The organism is Sphingobacterium faecium, from assembly GCF_003054045.1.
Classification (GTDB): domain Bacteria; phylum Bacteroidota; class Bacteroidia; order Sphingobacteriales; family Sphingobacteriaceae; genus Sphingobacterium; species Sphingobacterium faecium.
Genome location: NZ_QBKH01000001.1, coordinates 698,847 through 714,672, shown reverse-complemented (window position 1 = coordinate 714,672; position 15,826 = coordinate 698,847). Strand labels below are relative to the sequence as shown.

General features: G+C 35.3%; 13 protein-coding genes. 2 read left to right on the top strand and 11 right to left on the bottom strand.

All coding sequences use genetic code 11. The features are described from left to right. Positions 1 to 6 precede the first annotated feature (6 nt). Both C8N37_RS03090 and C8N37_RS03085 read right to left on the bottom strand, forming a co-directional pair. Positions 7 to 2,130 (bottom strand): cation:proton antiporter, encoded by a 2,124-nt coding sequence (locus C8N37_RS03090; RefSeq protein WP_108157496.1) that lies wholly within the window; start codon positions 2,128 to 2,130, stop codon positions 7 to 9. A 112-nt stretch (positions 2,131 to 2,242) separates the two neighbouring features. Continuing rightward, a complete protein-coding gene (locus C8N37_RS03085; RefSeq protein ID WP_108157495.1) occupies positions 2,243 to 3,463 on the bottom strand; it encodes an ABC transporter permease in 1,221 nt (406 codons plus the stop codon). A 111-nt stretch (positions 3,464 to 3,574) separates the two neighbouring features. Between C8N37_RS03085 and fmt the strand changes: the two genes are divergently transcribed. Further along, a complete protein-coding gene (gene fmt, locus C8N37_RS03080; RefSeq protein ID WP_108157494.1) occupies positions 3,575 to 4,492 on the top strand; it encodes a methionyl-tRNA formyltransferase in 918 nt (305 codons plus the stop codon). On the opposite strand, the gene C8N37_RS03075 is transcribed toward fmt, so the two are convergent. Next, entirely contained in the window at positions 4,489 to 4,731 is a 243-nt protein-coding gene (locus tag C8N37_RS03075) for a helix-turn-helix domain-containing protein (RefSeq protein ID WP_108157493.1), read from the bottom strand. The two genes, fmt and C8N37_RS03075, sit on opposite strands and share 4 nt — an antisense overlap. Before the next feature lie 376 nt (positions 4,732 to 5,107). On the opposite strand from C8N37_RS03075, the gene C8N37_RS03070 reads away from it, so the two are divergent. Next, complete coding sequence (locus C8N37_RS03070) at positions 5,108 to 5,968, top strand: sigma-70 family RNA polymerase sigma factor (protein WP_021189489.1); 861 nt, start codon at positions 5,108 to 5,110, stop codon at positions 5,966 to 5,968. Positions 5,969 to 6,579: 611 nt separating this feature from the next. On the opposite strand, the gene C8N37_RS03065 is transcribed toward C8N37_RS03070, so the two are convergent. From C8N37_RS03065 to C8N37_RS03030, 8 genes are all read right to left on the bottom strand, one after another. Beyond that, complete coding sequence (locus C8N37_RS03065) at positions 6,580 to 7,284, bottom strand: HAD family hydrolase (RefSeq protein WP_108157492.1); 705 nt, start codon at positions 7,282 to 7,284, stop codon at positions 6,580 to 6,582. 1 nt (position 7,285) lies between these two features. Then, positions 7,286 to 8,281, bottom strand: coding sequence for a lysylphosphatidylglycerol synthase transmembrane domain-containing protein (locus C8N37_RS03060; protein ID WP_108157491.1), 996 nt, complete (start codon positions 8,279 to 8,281; stop codon positions 7,286 to 7,288). Then, on the bottom strand, positions 8,265 to 9,200 hold the full coding sequence (locus C8N37_RS03055; protein WP_108157776.1) for a CDP-alcohol phosphatidyltransferase family protein: 936 nt from the start codon (positions 9,198 to 9,200) through the stop codon (positions 8,265 to 8,267). The genes C8N37_RS03060 and C8N37_RS03055 overlap by 17 nt, the downstream gene beginning before the upstream one ends. Then, positions 9,193 to 10,101, bottom strand: a complete 909-nt coding sequence (locus C8N37_RS03050) for a hypothetical protein (protein WP_108157490.1) — start codon at positions 10,099 to 10,101, stop codon at positions 9,193 to 9,195. Before C8N37_RS03050 ends, C8N37_RS03055 begins: the two co-directional genes overlap by 8 nt. Then, on the bottom strand, positions 10,098 to 10,817 hold the full coding sequence (locus C8N37_RS03045; protein WP_211322180.1) for a nucleotidyltransferase family protein: 720 nt from the start codon (positions 10,815 to 10,817) through the stop codon (positions 10,098 to 10,100). Before C8N37_RS03045 ends, C8N37_RS03050 begins: the two co-directional genes overlap by 4 nt. A gap of 61 nt (positions 10,818 to 10,878) precedes the next feature. Next, the gene (locus C8N37_RS03040; protein ID WP_108157489.1) at positions 10,879 to 12,204 is read right to left on the bottom strand and encodes an inositol-3-phosphate synthase; all 1,326 of its coding nucleotides are present in this window, start codon (positions 12,202 to 12,204) and stop codon (positions 10,879 to 10,881) included. 531 nt (positions 12,205 to 12,735) lie between these two features. After that, positions 12,736 to 13,635 (bottom strand): helix-turn-helix domain-containing protein, encoded by a 900-nt coding sequence (locus C8N37_RS03035; protein WP_108157488.1) that lies wholly within the window; start codon positions 13,633 to 13,635, stop codon positions 12,736 to 12,738. Positions 13,636 to 14,046: 411 nt separating this feature from the next. Then, complete coding sequence (locus tag C8N37_RS03030; RefSeq protein WP_108157487.1) at positions 14,047 to 15,816, bottom strand: RagB/SusD family nutrient uptake outer membrane protein; 1,770 nt, start codon at positions 15,814 to 15,816, stop codon at positions 14,047 to 14,049. Between the last annotated feature and the right edge of the window lie 10 nt (positions 15,817 to 15,826).

Genomic DNA, 15,826 nt, shown 5'->3' with positions numbered 1-15,826 from the left:
TTCAGTTTATTTATCTTTATTGAACATGTTGCCAATTTCCTTACTGATTTTTCTAAAAATCGGCGCCGCTTGTACATCTTCATATTCATCGATATGTTGATTGTCTACTCGACTTGGAAATACTAATACCACATTTTCATGGATACTTTCCAATTTCTTTGCCAAACCATCCAAGGAATCTCGATATGACACTTCCCCATAACGTGAAGACACATAAAATAGAAGTGCGTTATCCTCTCTAAATGATGCTAGTCCCTGTATATGATCCCAATCATCATACATCTTATAATTGACTGGAACTGAATTTTTGATTTCATCTAGAAATGCTTTAGTAGCGACTTCTGTACGTTGATCACATACAAAAGTGACCGAAATAGTAAGCTCCTGTCCTAATTTAAGCACTTTCTCAACCCAATACTCAAAACCAAATTCAGATTGAGCCAAGGGTGGTACAAATACAATAATCTTATTATGCGTAATAAATGGTTTTTTAAATCGACACATCATGACATTAGCAGAAGTACGATTTAAAATACTTTCAGACTTCTCGCCAACGATTTTATCCACAAAATTGCTTGCGCTCGGCCATCCCAACAAGATACAATCAGCCATCACATCTTTTGCAGTTCGACTGATACCACTTGGGATATTGAAATCAATAGTTGTTGCAATATTGACTTCAGTCTCACTTCCTGAAGCATATTTAACAATATTATCCAAGTTTTTACGAGCAATTGCCATATTTTTCTCCGCCTGCTCATTATCCTTCACTACAGAAACAATACTAATCGGATAATGTGATTTTTTACTACGCATTAAAGTAGCAAAATCCAAGAGAGGCTGCATATTCTCCATATTTGCCAGTGGAATCAAAATATGCTCGTCATGTTCTTTTACGATATTGATATGGCTCTCATCTTGATCCCCATCCATTACAATTTTTTTAGATGCTCCCTCCGTCACAATACTTGCTACTATACACGTTACTAAAATCAATAAAATCGTACCGTTCAAAACATTTTCATCAATGATCTCATTTTTATAACCGACCATTATAACAGCCAAAGTTGCAGCAGCATGTGAGCTACTCAAACCAAAGATAACGTTACGTTGTCCTGCTGAATATTTAAAGACTAATTGTGTTATCCATGCAGCACCCCATTTACCTAATATAGCAACTAATGTCAATGTAGCTGCTATAATTAAAGCTTCTGGACCGCGCAATAAAACGCTTACATCAACAATCATCCCCACACTAATCAAGAAAAAAGGAATGAAAATCGCATTTCCAATAAACTCAATCCGATTCATCAGTGCCGAAGAATGGGGAATCAACTTATTCAATGCCAAGCCTGCAACGAATGCACCTATAATAGGTTCAAGCCCCGCTATCTCAGACAAAAAAGCCGCGAAAAATACAATCGATAAGATAAAAATATAGTGAGAAGTTTTTTCACTTTCAATACGTTCGAAAAACCATTTGGCAATACGAGGAATAACACCAAACATGATAAAAAGGAAGATAGCAAAGGATACACCTAAGGTAACCCAAAATTCTTGACCGATATTACCTTGGGAAGCACCTGTGATCACAGCAAGAATAATCAATACTGCAGTATCAGTCAATATGGTACCTCCAATAGTAATAGCTACAGCCTCATTTTTCGAAATACCATAACTATTAACAATCGGATATGACACCAATGTATGTGTTGCAAACATACTCGAAATCAATATACTAGCTAAAATACCGTAATCCAAAAAATAATAACAGACCGGAAAACCGATGGCTATTGGAATGATAAAAGTAAAAAAACCAAACCATAAACTTTTATGCTTTGTTTTTTTAAATTCATTCATATCCAGCTCCAATCCAGCAATAAACATAATATAGAGCAAGCCGATTGTGGAAAATAGGTCCACTGCCGAATTTTTCTCCAACCAGTTCAATCCGTGTGGACCAATGACCACTCCAGAGATAATTAAACCTATAATACCAGGAACCTTAATAGAACGTAATAAAATAGGAGACAATAAAATAATAAATAAGACAAGCGCGAAAATGAGTACTGGACTTTTTAAAGGTGCTTCAAAAGCATGCGATAAGTGATCTAATACGTTTCTATTCATAAATATATAAGCTAATTCAAGTACACATGTGCAAAGTATTTCACATAGAAATCCCTCTACAAAACCTCTAAAAGTAAAATATTTATTTCGGAACTACAATTAAAGCAATCAATTATTTAAAAGAAATCGCGCGAATAGGACTAATTTTAGTAATCAATAAGGAAGGAATAAACAGCGCTAACATACCGATCACTACCAATGACATATTGATCAGCACAATATCGGTCCAGTATAGTTTGACCGCCACATAAGAGATATAATAAGTCTGTTCATCCAATTTGAAGAAATGAGTATAATCTTGGAAGAAATAAAGGCCTAATCCGATAAAATTACCTAACAATAGCCCTAAACCAATCAAATATAGCGCATTGTACATAAACACCCGTCGCACACCAGTATTATGAAAGCCCAATGCCTTTAGAATCCCAATCATCGAAGTACGTTCCAAAATGGTGATTAGTAAGGCTGAAACCATATTGATGATCGCTACTAAAGTGACCAGTATAAAGATTATTGTCGTATTCATATCAAGTAAATCTAACCATTGAAAGATATCAGGTACCTGATCACGAATACTTACAGCATGCATATCTACAGGTATAAGATCATCAATTTCATTAGTTGTTTGTTGCAATTTAGAGAAGTCGTGAATACGCACTTCATACCCGCCAACAGCCGTACTATCCAAATTATTAAGTCTCCTAATCAAATTAAGAGAACCGATGACATACACTTTATCCAACTCTTCAGAACCCGAGTTATAAATACCTTTTATTTCAAATTTACGTTTTCGAATAGGCTGCTGCACAAAGTACATGATAAAATCGTCACCGACCTTAAGCATTAATCTGTTGGCTAGATATTTAGAAATTAAAATCTGTTCTCCTGTACCTTCATCCTTATTAAAATTTAAGGTATCCCCTTCAACTAGTATATTCTTTAAATAACGTTGATCGTATCCCGTATCCACTCCTTTTAGTAATACCCCCTCCACCTCATCGTTGACATTGATAATTCCAGGCTTAGTAGCAAAAGAACTAATACCAACCACATTGTCATGATTTCTAACGGAATCTAATTGCTCCGAATCTAAAGCAATCGGTGAATTTTCATAAGAATTGTTGAGATCATAACGAAGAACGATAATATCTCCAAAAAAACCACGTTGCTTACCGGTGATCTCTGATTTGAATCCTCGTAATACACCCACAGAAAGAATGATCGCCGCGATTGCCAAGGCTATTGCTCCTATGGTAATGCGCACGATTAATTTAGAAAAAGTTCTTTTTCCTAAAAAAGTGATCCTCTTGGCTAAAAAGTATGGAAAATTCAAGCTTTTAAATTATTTATGTAACTTCGCAAAGTTAAAAAAAAATGCGAACCAGCCTACTTTATTCCTGCTGTTTCCATCATTTCAGTACTAAAATAAGAAAACATTATCGATATGCGCATCATATTCATGGGAACTCCAGACTTTGCAGTCGCTTCATTGGATGCTCTGGTACAGTCCGGAGAAAATATTGTAGCAGTAGTCACAGCACCAGACAAACCGGCGGGTCGCGGACAAAAACTTCATCAATCTGCAGTCAAGGTTTATGCAGAAGCTCATGGTATACCGGTATTACAACCTGTTAAACTTAGAGATCCTGATTTTTTGGAAGAATTAAGAATCTATCAAGCAGATTTGCAAGTGGTCGTTGCTTTTCGCATGCTACCTGAAGCAGTATGGAATATGCCCCCTTATGGCACCATTAATGTACATGCATCATTATTACCGCAATATAGAGGAGCTGCCCCCATCAACCACGCAATTATCAATGGCGAAAAAGTGAGCGGTGTGTCAACCTTTCTTTTACAACATGAAATCGATACCGGAAATATTCTATTATCGGAGCAGGTTACTATTGCCCCTGATGACCATGCTGGAATTTTACACGATAAACTGATGCATACTGGTGCACAATTACTTTTAAAAACTTTGGCAGGACTAAAAACTAATACCTTAACACCCAAAGCACAAAACACGTTAATTCCAGAGAACGAATTGAAGCATGCGCCTAAAATATTCAAAGAAAACTGTCAAATTGACTGGAATCAAGATGTTGATACTATCTATAACCTCATTCGCGGATTGAGTCCATATCCTACCGCCTATACATACTTAGACAATAAAGTATTAAAGATTTATATGGGGGCAAAAGAATATTCAACCCCAGATATTACACCTGGAGATTATAAGACCGACGGTAAGTCTTACCTAAAATTTGCAGGCAATAATGGTTACATACATGTGATCCAATTGCAGATAGAAGGTAAGAAAAAAATGGAAATTATAGATTTCTTAAGAGGGTATCGGTTCTAGAATGCCACCTCCTCTTTTTTCTGTTCATCGGATTTTTCCGGTATAAATTCCATTAAATCAGCTGGCTGACACGCTAACGCTTCACAGATCGAAGCCAGAGTATCCAAACGCAATGCTTTGGCTTTTTGATTTTTAATGATAGATAGGTTTGACAGTGTGATGCCTACCTTAGCACTTAGCTCATTCAGTGACATTTTGCGATCTCGCATTATTTTGTCTAAATGTATAATAATTGGCATAATCAAAATTATATGTTTTATTGAAAAACATGTGAATCATAAAAATGTTTTGGTTATGAAAAATTTAATTTCCAGTATGATCAAATGTATCATTTATTTTGAAAAATACAGCTTTTCCTCTCCCATTATGAGTAGCAAGTCCTTTACACAGGCAAAGCTCATTCATTACCAATCAATTACAACCTGATTTAAAAGTTCAAACATTATTATGACCATTTCAACTCTTTTTGGAATAATTTTTGCTACATCAATTAAGAAATAAAATTCCTCATAATCAGCATGATATAATCATGTATCAGCAATAAATATTAAAATAATTCGTTTTTATTTTGTATTTTTGCAAACATTTCAGAGAAGAAAGGTATTAATATAATTAATGAGACAGCTCAAAATTACACAATCGATTACCAATCGTGAGTCACAGTCGTTAGACAAGTATTTACACGAAATTGGTAAAGTAGACTTAATAACAGCAGAAGAAGAAGTTGAATTAGCACAACGTATTCGTGAAGGTGACCAAGTTGCCTTGGAGAAATTGACTAAAACTAACTTACGTTTCGTCGTATCTGTAGCAAAACAATATCAGAATCAAGGATTAACCTTAGGTGATTTAATCAACGAAGGCAACTTGGGCTTAATAAAAGCAGCTAAACGTTTTGACGAAACTAAGGGTTTTAAATTTATCTCTTATGCGGTATGGTGGATTCGTCAATCAATTCTTCAAGCTATTGCGGAGCAATCTCGTATTGTGCGTTTACCTTTGAACCAAGTGGGTTCATTAAGTAAAATTAGTAAAGCATTCTCTAAATTAGAACAAGAGTATGAACGCGAACCTTCACCAGAAGAGTTAGCGGACATCCTTGAAACAACAGTCGATAAAGTTTCGGATACTTTAAGTAATTCGGGAAGACATGTCTCTATGGATGCACCATTCGTGCAAGGGGAAGAAAACACCCTATTAGACGTATTAGAGAATCATGACCCAGATACTGACAGTTCCCTTATCGATGAGTCTTTATCGGAGGAAATTAGACGTTCACTTTCTACATTGACAGAGCGCGAAAGAGAAATAATCGTTTTATTTTTCGGTCTTGGATCAAACCACCAATTATCTTTAGAGGAAATCGGTGAAAAATTCAACCTGACTCGTGAACGTGTCCGCCAGATTAAAGACAAAGCTTTACAACGCTTACGTCATACTTCTCGTAGCAAGATTTTAAAATCTTATTTAGGTTAATAGTATTAACAGTATTTTTAGATGCGCAGCCAAAAACTGCGCATTTTTTTATTCTAATTTCTTTACTATCTCCTTTTAACCACATTTCTTTCTTAAGCTAATGCACTTACTTCTTCAATTAAATTTTGAATGATCTGAGTGGTTGAATCTGCGCTAAAAGTATGAAGAGACTAACCTACCCATAGTTTACAATCTGTTTTTGCGTTGCCTTTATTAATATTAGTGTTCTCATACAACTACGATACAGTTGCTTTTACTCCCATTCCAATGGTTAATTCATAAATATAACGAATAGTATCCATGCAACACTTTTACCCATTATTTAAAAGGTGTAACCAATAACTCGTTTGATACAGAACTGGAATGACCTTAAAATAATAGAGAATCAAAAAACAACATAACGACTTATAAATAGATAAACAATCATATAAGTCGATCCTTGATTCACAAGATGATCAATAAAAGTTCATCATGATTTATTGATGAAATTAAAATAACAGAGAGATAGTAGGAAAATATTCAGCACAAAAAGAACCTCCAAACAAAATCGGCATAAATCAAGAAAGCCAATAATGATGGAGGTTTATGGAAACTTACAATTGAAGAAATTACTATAACAACTTCTTCAGTTGTAGTATATCAGTAATCATAAAATCGGCAGCTTCTGTTGAAATAAGTGGTTTTTCTTCCCAACCATCACCATTCAGCCATATTGTTTTACAACCATTTACCTTGCCCGGCTCCATATCTTTCGTGTAGGAATCTCCAATAACAACACACGCATCTGCAGGTAATCCTAAAGCTGCAACTCCTAATGTATAGATTTCAGGATTAGGTTTACGAACCCCTACAAGTGAAGATTCAATAACCGTTTGAAAGTAGTGCGTCATGTCATAATCGTTTAATACATGCGCTAAATTGCCATAAAAATTGGATACCATAACCATCTTATACTGTATAGATAAAGATGCTAATAAAGGTTGTATTCTTTTCAAACAATCTAATACAATCGTATCACAAGCATTCACAATTTGTAGACCTACACTATCAACTAAAGTTTCCATTTTTAGATACTCAAACTGAGCATTAATCTTTGCAAAAAGTACATCTTTAAAATTAAAAGAAGATTTGATAATGGGCTGTGTTGCCATTTTACGTTCAGCATACACATAAGCGTTATAGAAATCTGACTTTTCGATCGCTATCCCATGTTGCTGATATTGTTCAAAAAAAACAGCAGCCCAATGTCTTCCATTGGTATCTAATGTTCCGCCATAATCAAACAACAATCCTTTTATACCTGTTATTTTCTTCATATTAATTCATGATTTCTTTACGCACAATACTCATCCAAATCAATCCTATTGCGATCCATATAATCTCACGTATACGCGTTGCTAGCCCCATAAATATACCAACTGAAGCTGAAAATCCAATGCTGGTCACCGCCATCGCTAACCCTCCTTCACGAGTACCTAATTGCATCGGTAAAAAGAAGATGAGATTTGCAAATAAAGATGAGCCTGAACTAACGATAAATGCTTGAATGATATTCATGTCTAAACCGAGTGCTATAGCAATAAAATAAAGTTCTGCACAACCAATAACCCGAGCAAAGAATTCCAAAAACAAAGCTTTAAAAAATTGAGATCTGCGCTGCGCATATAAATCTTTGATTTGTTCATCAATATGCTCTAAGACTGTTCTTTTTTCTTTGTAAAATGTACACGCATATTTTCCAACAAGCGGTATTCTCTGTAAAAACCGTAATATAGTTACCGTAAATCCACGTTTATAAATTTTCGAGAATGACCAAAAGATACCCAGTCCAAATAATAAAATAAATAAGCATAGTATCAACATAGTCGGACTTAATGGAAGTACTGCTAAAATCAAAACGATAGAAACCAACCAAAAAACAATATGGGATAGGATATGCACCATGCCGTACAACAATACTGAGGAGCTAGCTTTTGCTTCACCTAAGAATGGTTTTAATTCCATAATCCGATAGGGTTCCCCTCCTAATGCCACAAAGGGAGTGACATAATTAATACTATAACCACTTACTGTCAACTGTAAGATCTTAAGAAATGGCAATTTAGTTCCAGGAACAGTAGGTTCTTCAATAATAGCCTTAAAAGCCACCGCATTTATGATATAAATGATCAACCAACTAAGTAAAATGGGAACAAACCACCAACCTGTCTGTAGCATATTGATCCAAATTTTAGTTGTACCAATATTATAGATCATATACCCAAGCGTGATCACTCCGATGATCAAGAAAAGCAGCTTATATATGTTCTTCATCGTATTTGGATGATGCTAACTGATCGATAAAATGAGCACTTACTCGTTCTTGCCTGTTACACATATAAATCAGAATGGGGTTGAGAATGAACATATCAAAAAAGAAATATAACCATACCTGATCAATAAAAATCCACAAGAACAAAAACAGTACGCGGGTGTTAAACTGGACAATATTGGTATATTTCATCAAGGGTCTATTACGAAGACGAAAAGCATGTATAAAGGTTGCCGGCATCTGATCTTGAAATTTAAACTTGACCAGATGCAGTAAGTGTTGAAGCTTTGGAGAAAAGTTTTCTTGCATTTTGGTATAATTCTTATAGCCATTGAGTACGAATTTTTGAAAAAAGTCTTTCTTCCAACTCATTTTGTCCAGCTCTGCTTGAAGTTCGGTTGAGTTATCCAGTTCGCTACCTGCTTTCCCCTTTATGAAATACAGATGTACATTTCGATAATAATCAGCCATGGCCGATTGGAATACATGAGATACTCCTGCCAATACTCCAGGTACCCATATCCAAGCTGTCCAGCCTTCATTCATAGAACGCAAACACAGGGCAATGTGAATCGCTGCAAACCAAAAATCACCAGCAAATCCATCTAAAATTCTTCCAAATCGACTTTTATTATCTGTCATTCGAGCTAATTGACCATCTGCACTATCTAAAGAATTTGCAAATATTAATAGGAGCATACCGATAACATTAATCCACAATTCAGAAAAATAAAATAATATGCCCGCACCCACCCCAAAAAATATACTGGTGATTGTAACCGCATTGGGGGTCACTCCTAAACTCGCACAAACTTTGGCAATACGGTAACCTATAGGTCTATAAAACCAAATGTCGATCCTCTCTTCCGTATCATTTGACTTAAGTGATTGTTCAAATAATGTATGCTCTGATTTAGACATAATTAATATCATCTTTATCTTCTTCCTGAAAGATCGTTAGATCTATAAAGTCAGAAAATTTATTAAAAATATGGGTGGCTATTGCTTCTGCAGCTACTTCTCTACAAGGTGCAAAGCTCGGCCAATCATTTAAATCTATAATATGAAAATTTCCATCAGCATGTATGATAGCATCCCCGCCATAAATAGAAACTCCTAATACTTCGGCAGCAAGTTGCGCAGTCTGCTGTAACGCTGCCTCATCAAATGCATAATGTGCAGTAGCACCATTAATTTGTTCATATGCCGCATATTTATGATGATTTAGATCATAAGGATGAAACCAGTAGAAAAAATCGGTTCCAGCTACTGCATAAAACTTAACTAAATCCCCAAAAAGATGCTGTGATATGACAGCTTCTTCAATACCACGTAGCGCATACTCCGCTAAAATATTATTCGCCTCAGCTTTTGTACTCACGAAACTAACATCTTCTTTATGAACGGCATGAAAATCTCCTCTTTTTATCCAGATACCGGGTACTCCCAAAATATCAAATATAGCTTCGATATCTGCATGTGTATCGACAATGATGCTGTCTGGATACGGTACTTGATTCTCAACCAATTTGGTAGTCATAAGAGTCCGATAGCAGTTTTGAATACCAAATGAAGAATTGATAATTAAAACACCAGTGCGCTCTAGCTCTTGAAGACGATGCACCAAAGCTTTTGATCGACCCATCGTAATGATGGGTTCTTTATCATAATCTTTCATCACCAAAAACTCATCTTCGGTCACGACGGTAATACTCACTCCCTCTTTTTCCAATAAACGGATTACTTGCTGAAAAATAGCAATATCATTATTGATGTGATTGGGAGAAAAGTCATTTTTTCTCAAAATTCCGTAAACTCTCATGATCGTATCTTTTGTTCAAGTAAAAAGTATTCAGCAGTTTCCTGATCATGAAGATGATCAACATCTACGATCTTTTCGAAAGGATATGCCTTAATCATCAATCCACGATCAATAAGGAATCGCTGATAATTTCGCATACGATGATTTCCAGCAGCCAAAGACTGTTCTGCAGCTTGCATTGCATCCTTACGTAAACAATAAATACCTCCAGATACAAATACCGACTGCGAATATTTGTTATCTGAAAAACAAACGATACGCTTATCATGATCTACTGTAACATATAAAGGGCTTTCATCATCCACGAATGGGGTAACGGCAAACAAACCATCCATATTACCTTGTTGAAACTCTTTAATATAAAGTCCAAAAGTTTTAGGATCGAAAACCGTATCTGTAGTCGTTAGACAACAAGACTCCCACTTGGGGAAGGCTTCTTGCAAAGCAACAAAACTGTGCAATGAACTGATAGTGTTCTTAACCAACAAATGAATAGGGATAGAAAATTCATGTGTTACTAAAAACTCATGCAACTCTATATTCTTTTCATTAATAATAATAAATACCGACTTTGCTCCTTGATCAGCAAAAATATTGATCAAGCGTTCAATCATAGGAACACCGAGCAAAGTCAATAAAGGCTTAGCTTTAGGAAATCCTTCATCTTTTAATCGCTGCCCCTCTCCAGCAGCTATAATCGCATACTCCATCTTCATAGATAAAAACCCTTAAAGTACTATTAACATACTTCAAGGGTGATGTAAATTTTATAATAGCTTACATGCTATCCACTAGTTCCTGATAATAATCAAGTCCTAAATGCGTGATTAAATCTTCACCCATCATATGACGTAATGTATTTTGCAACTTGATCAATTGCTTAAATATATCGTGCTCAGGACGTAAACCAGGTGCTGTTTGAGGAGATTTTAAATAGAAAGACAGCCATTCTTGAATGCCAAACATACCCGCACGTTGTGCTAAATCAATAAATAAAGCTAAATCCAATGCTACAGGAGCGGCTAAAATAGAATCTCTACATAAGAAATTGATTTTAATCTGCATCTTATATCCCATCCAACCAAAAATATCAATATTGTCCCAGCTCTCCTTATTATCACCATGTGGCGGATAATAATTGATGCGAACTTTATGATACAAGTCGCCATATAATTCAGGGTTTTTCTTAGCGTCTAATATCTCTTCCAGCACGCTCAATTTTGAAACTTCTTTTGTCTTAAAATTCTCAGGATCATCTAAGACAAGTCCATCTCTATTACCTAAAATATTGGTAGAGAACCAACCTTCGACACCTAATGCACGAGCTTGCAAGCCTGGAGCAACAATTGTTTTCATTAAAGTTTGACCAGTTTTGAAATCCTTACCAGCAATCGCAACTTGCATAAGATGTGCGAGCTCCACTATTGCAGGAACATCACAACTTAAGTTTGGTGCTCCATTGACATAAGGCGCACCTTGTTTTAGAGCAGCATATGCATAGATCATACTCGGTGGAATACGAGAGTCATCCTGATCTAATGCATCTTCAAAATTCATCAAACTATTAAAAATATCAGCTCCTTCAATATATTTTTCTGTTGACCCACACCAAAGTACAACAATACGATCACAGTTATTATCCCTTTTAAAATTTTCGATATCCGCTTGTACCGCATCAGCTAGCGCTCTTCTTGAAAGACCTTCTTTAATATGCTGGCCATCCAAGTTTTTAACAAAGCTGCGATCAAATACGGCTTTCATAGGCGTAATCTGCTCCAATTCTTCACGTACCTGCTCCAACTGGTATGATTCTAATACACGAGCTTTTGAAGCGGCCTCATAAACATTGTCTGCATATACGTCCCATCCTCCAAATACAATGTCCTCCAATTTTGCTAATGGCACAAAATCCTTAATCAATGGATTTCTATCCTCTGTACGCTTACCTAAACGAATGCGACTCAATTGAGAAACTGAACCGATGGGTTTCGAATAACCTTTGTTAATACCTGCGACACCTGCGATCAATGTGGTGGCTACTGCACCCAAACCTGGAATCAGTATACCAAGCTTGCCTTTTGCTTCATTCACTTGCTGTTTCATCTTATTGTTTTTAAGTGATAATTAAAATCAATTGTCCAGACCTCAATCTGGGCAAAATGTCTTAAACACCATTGTTCAAGACACATCGTTAAACTGATATAATAAACTACTAATGCTATTCTTTATTCAATACTGATGATTTGATAGGCAATTTTAATAAACATAATCAAGCATTACTGTCCCTTTAAACAATCATCACCGCGCATTTACTTCGCAATCAAGACTATCCAGACTGCAAATTCAATGCGATTTAAACTATTCTTCACTTTTGGATTCTGATCACAATTTGGTAAAATATGATTGTTAACCCACCATGCTAATGATAAAAGCATGGTCATCTAACTATCATATATGGTGCTCTCGCAATCTTAAAGATACGAAGAAAGATTATAAGTTAAAACTTATTTATTTAATAACCAACCCCTTATCATCTCGCATGAATACCACAAATATACAACTGACTAAATAGGTTAAAAAGTCTAAAGGGAGTTTTTACTTGTCAGAAAGACACTAAATTTTGTAACTAGGTTCCTAGTTCAACAATTCTTTACGGTACAGAATGGGAGATTGTCCCATATTTTTTTTGAAAAACTTACTGAACGTTGGCAAATCACTAAAGTTTAATTGCTGCATAATTTCAGAAATTGAATAAAAATTGGAACGTAATTTAGCGGTAACTTCTGCCATCAATGTTTGTTCAATAATTTGCATCGGACTCATTCCTGTAACTTCTTTGACTACTCGGCTGAGATACTTCCGACTAACAAATAAGCTATCTGCATAATATTGTACTGATCGATGACTCTGAAATTGTTCGACCACCTGTGTAATAAAATCCAAACATAACTTTTCTTTCCTTCCACTCAGTACAACACGATTAACAATGTCGCCCATTAACTCAGATTCAACTTCATAATTTAATAGGGCAAAAGTATTTTTAATGATTTCTGCTTGATTTTTACTGGGTTTAGTGCTCAAATTTAATTCCTGCAGATGCTCAAGATACATCACAAATCGTTTTATAACACGCTCTTGTAGGGTAAAGACGCGCAAATAATTATCAAGAAGGAAATCCAAAGAGGTTTTACCATGAAAAAAAATACCAATTTTCTTTGCGAAATCTAAGGAAAACATAAAAGTGATCATATCAAGATCATCATCCATGTCTAAAAATTCAATAATTGTCGTGGGCGAATGTAGAAAAATCATGTTTCCATGAATCTCTTGCTCTGAAAAACCAATTCGCATCCGGAGCCTCCCACTCAATATGATACTCATACCAAAGCTATCCGTGCGCATAGGTTCATATAATTTAATATCGGCCATTTTATTTTTCTGTAAATGACAAATAGTAAATCCATCATACTGTTGCTTATTCATCTGTCTAGCAACAAATTCTTTTAAAGTGAAAAATGTAATTCGACGTTCCATAAATCTTAAACTCTGATATGAGATAATCTAAGTTAAAATTTAAAATAGGTATAAAATCCAATATTTTTGTTTTTTGACAATTCACTGTCAAAAGTCAGAATTAAGCTTACATAATATAAGTTTAAAATGCGAATTTAGCTTTGTAGTTCAACGATCCATTATATCATTTTTTGACAACTGTTAAACAAATTTTTATCAAGTTTTAAAATATGTACATCATTGATTCTAAAAAAAATATTGGATTTCTTGAGAAATCAATTCTATTAAATAAAAAAATGCTTAAGAAATGATGTTATCCATTAATAAAAATAAGCTGAAACCAACTTTCCTATAACACATAAAACAATAATAAAGCACGATTATGTCAATAAACATACCGTGCTTTACTTATACGCTATTTATCATACATCACTATTCCAGTGTCGGATTAAAAGTTCCACCCCAATCCTTATTCTGTGATATTTTAGGATTTTTATCAATCACAGATTGAGCTAATGGAAAGAAGTAATAAGTATCGGGTACAAGATTTACTTTATTTCCCGTATTTGGAACTTGTAAAACACTGTATTTAAACTGATTTTCCTTAAGCTGATAAGTTTTGGCAAGATTTGCGGCCTCATCCAAATCCATTTCAGCCCCATTACTAAGAATAGCAATAGCCTCTACACCATATTTGGTCGTATTATTAAGTATATTCAATTTTCGAGTTCTTCTCAGATCCCAGAAACGGTGTCCTTCAAAACAAAACTCAATATTCCGTTCTGCCAAAATTGCATCTCTCATCTGAGTACGGTCAATAGCGGTAATACCGTAATTTCCGTCACTTCCTGCTTCAATACCTGCACGCATCCTGATCTGTTTTAGAATGGTTAATGCGGTATTAAAATCCCCGGTTTCGTTTGCAGTTTCAGCATAGTTGATCATAACCTCCGCAAATCTCATCAGTACAAAATCCACATCATATTGAGTTTCTACTTCTGTTTGCTTCAGCGATAACTTTGAATTTTTAAGTATAAAAAATCCACTATATCGATTCAGATTTTCTGATGGTGTTTTAGCCTTAGGATTAATACCAAAGTTATCCAGATCTGCGGCTATACCCACAGAGGTATATTGACGTTTCCCTGATTTCCCAGAAACTTCGTAGATCTTGCCATTCCATACAATAGATTTGTCGAACCGAGGATCTCTATTTTCCCAATAAGATTGTAAAAACTGCTCATTCGTTTTAAAATACTTACCTGTCAGATCTGAGAAAGCCTTACCATCTTTCATGGGAAATAACTTGACAAAATCCCATGTTGGAACTGCACCTGCTGCGCCTCTACTTTCAGAACCTGGGCGCACTCCATTATCCCAACTCGCCACTTTATTCGGATACGAATTGATTACAGCAAAAACAACTTCAGATCCCTTCTCCTGCAAAGCAATGTTAGCATAGTCTGGAGTCAAATTATATCCATCAGCCTTTAACTTATCATAGGCAGCTTTATTTGCAGCATGCGCTTCTGCCCAATACACATTATTATAAGGGTTAGTTGGATTAAACTGAGGGGAAGCCTTGTACAATAAAACCTTAGCTTTAAAAGATAGTGCAAAATTCCCATCGATTCTACCATAATCTCCTGAACTTTTGGCAATCATAGGCGGCAATATGGCAATCGCCTGATCTAGATCTTTTATCATTAAATCAAAGCATTCCTTCGTTGTATTACGAGGTGTTTCTAGATCATCTTTCTCCAAATCCTGCGGTACAGTAATATAGGGCACACCACCATGATATCGAACCATATTAAAATACATATATGCTCTCATAAATAAAGCTTGCCCAAGAACAGCATTTTTTACATCTGCATTTAATCCTGCACTTTCGGTTACTTTTTGAATTGCAGTATTAATTCTACGGATAGTGGTATAATCCCAAGATTTATAAGCGGCATTGTTAACAGTGATAGCATCCAAAGGAAAAGATATGCCCATTAATTGCTCTGAATTGGCATCCGCTGAAGCATTCCAATTTCCAAACATGGGATAAAGATTCGTTATATAGGCATTCACAAGATTCGGATCATTCCATACTTTGCTTTCGTCAAGTGAATTAAGATCTTCAATATCTAACACATTTTTACAAGACGCTACTGTAAATAAAAGTGCTATTAGGGTATAAAATATCGTTTTCATAGTTTTTTCA

Excerpts from the sequence above, each read along its gene's own strand:
- C8N37_RS03090 (WP_108157496.1), bottom strand. The coding sequence starts at position 2,130 with ATGAATAGAAACGTATTAGATCACTTATCGCATGCTTTTGAAGCACCT.
- fmt (WP_108157494.1), top strand. The coding sequence starts at position 3,575 with ATGCGCATCATATTCATGGGAACTCCAGACTTTGCAGTCGCTTCATTG.
- C8N37_RS03075 (WP_108157493.1), bottom strand. The coding sequence starts at position 4,731 with ATGCCAATTATTATACATTTAGACAAAATAATGCGAGATCGCAAAATG.
- C8N37_RS03070 (WP_021189489.1), top strand. The coding sequence starts at position 5,108 with ATGAGACAGCTCAAAATTACACAATCGATTACCAATCGTGAGTCACAG.
- C8N37_RS03065 (WP_108157492.1), bottom strand. The coding sequence starts at position 7,284 with ATGAAGAAAATAACAGGTATAAAAGGATTGTTGTTTGATTATGGCGGA.
- C8N37_RS03060 (WP_108157491.1), bottom strand. The coding sequence starts at position 8,281 with ATGAAGAACATATATAAGCTGCTTTTCTTGATCATCGGAGTGATCACG.
- C8N37_RS03055 (WP_108157776.1), bottom strand. The coding sequence starts at position 9,200 with ATGTCTAAATCAGAGCATACATTATTTGAACAATCACTTAAGTCAAAT.
- C8N37_RS03050 (WP_108157490.1), bottom strand. The coding sequence starts at position 10,101 with ATGAGAGTTTACGGAATTTTGAGAAAAAATGACTTTTCTCCCAATCAC.
- C8N37_RS03045 (WP_211322180.1), bottom strand. The coding sequence starts at position 10,817 with ATGAAGATGGAGTATGCGATTATAGCTGCTGGAGAGGGGCAGCGATTA.
- C8N37_RS03040 (WP_108157489.1), bottom strand. The coding sequence starts at position 12,204 with ATGAAACAGCAAGTGAATGAAGCAAAAGGCAAGCTTGGTATACTGATT.
- C8N37_RS03035 (WP_108157488.1), bottom strand. The coding sequence starts at position 13,635 with ATGGAACGTCGAATTACATTTTTCACTTTAAAAGAATTTGTTGCTAGA.
- C8N37_RS03030 (WP_108157487.1), bottom strand. The coding sequence starts at position 15,816 with ATGAAAACGATATTTTATACCCTAATAGCACTTTTATTTACAGTAGCG.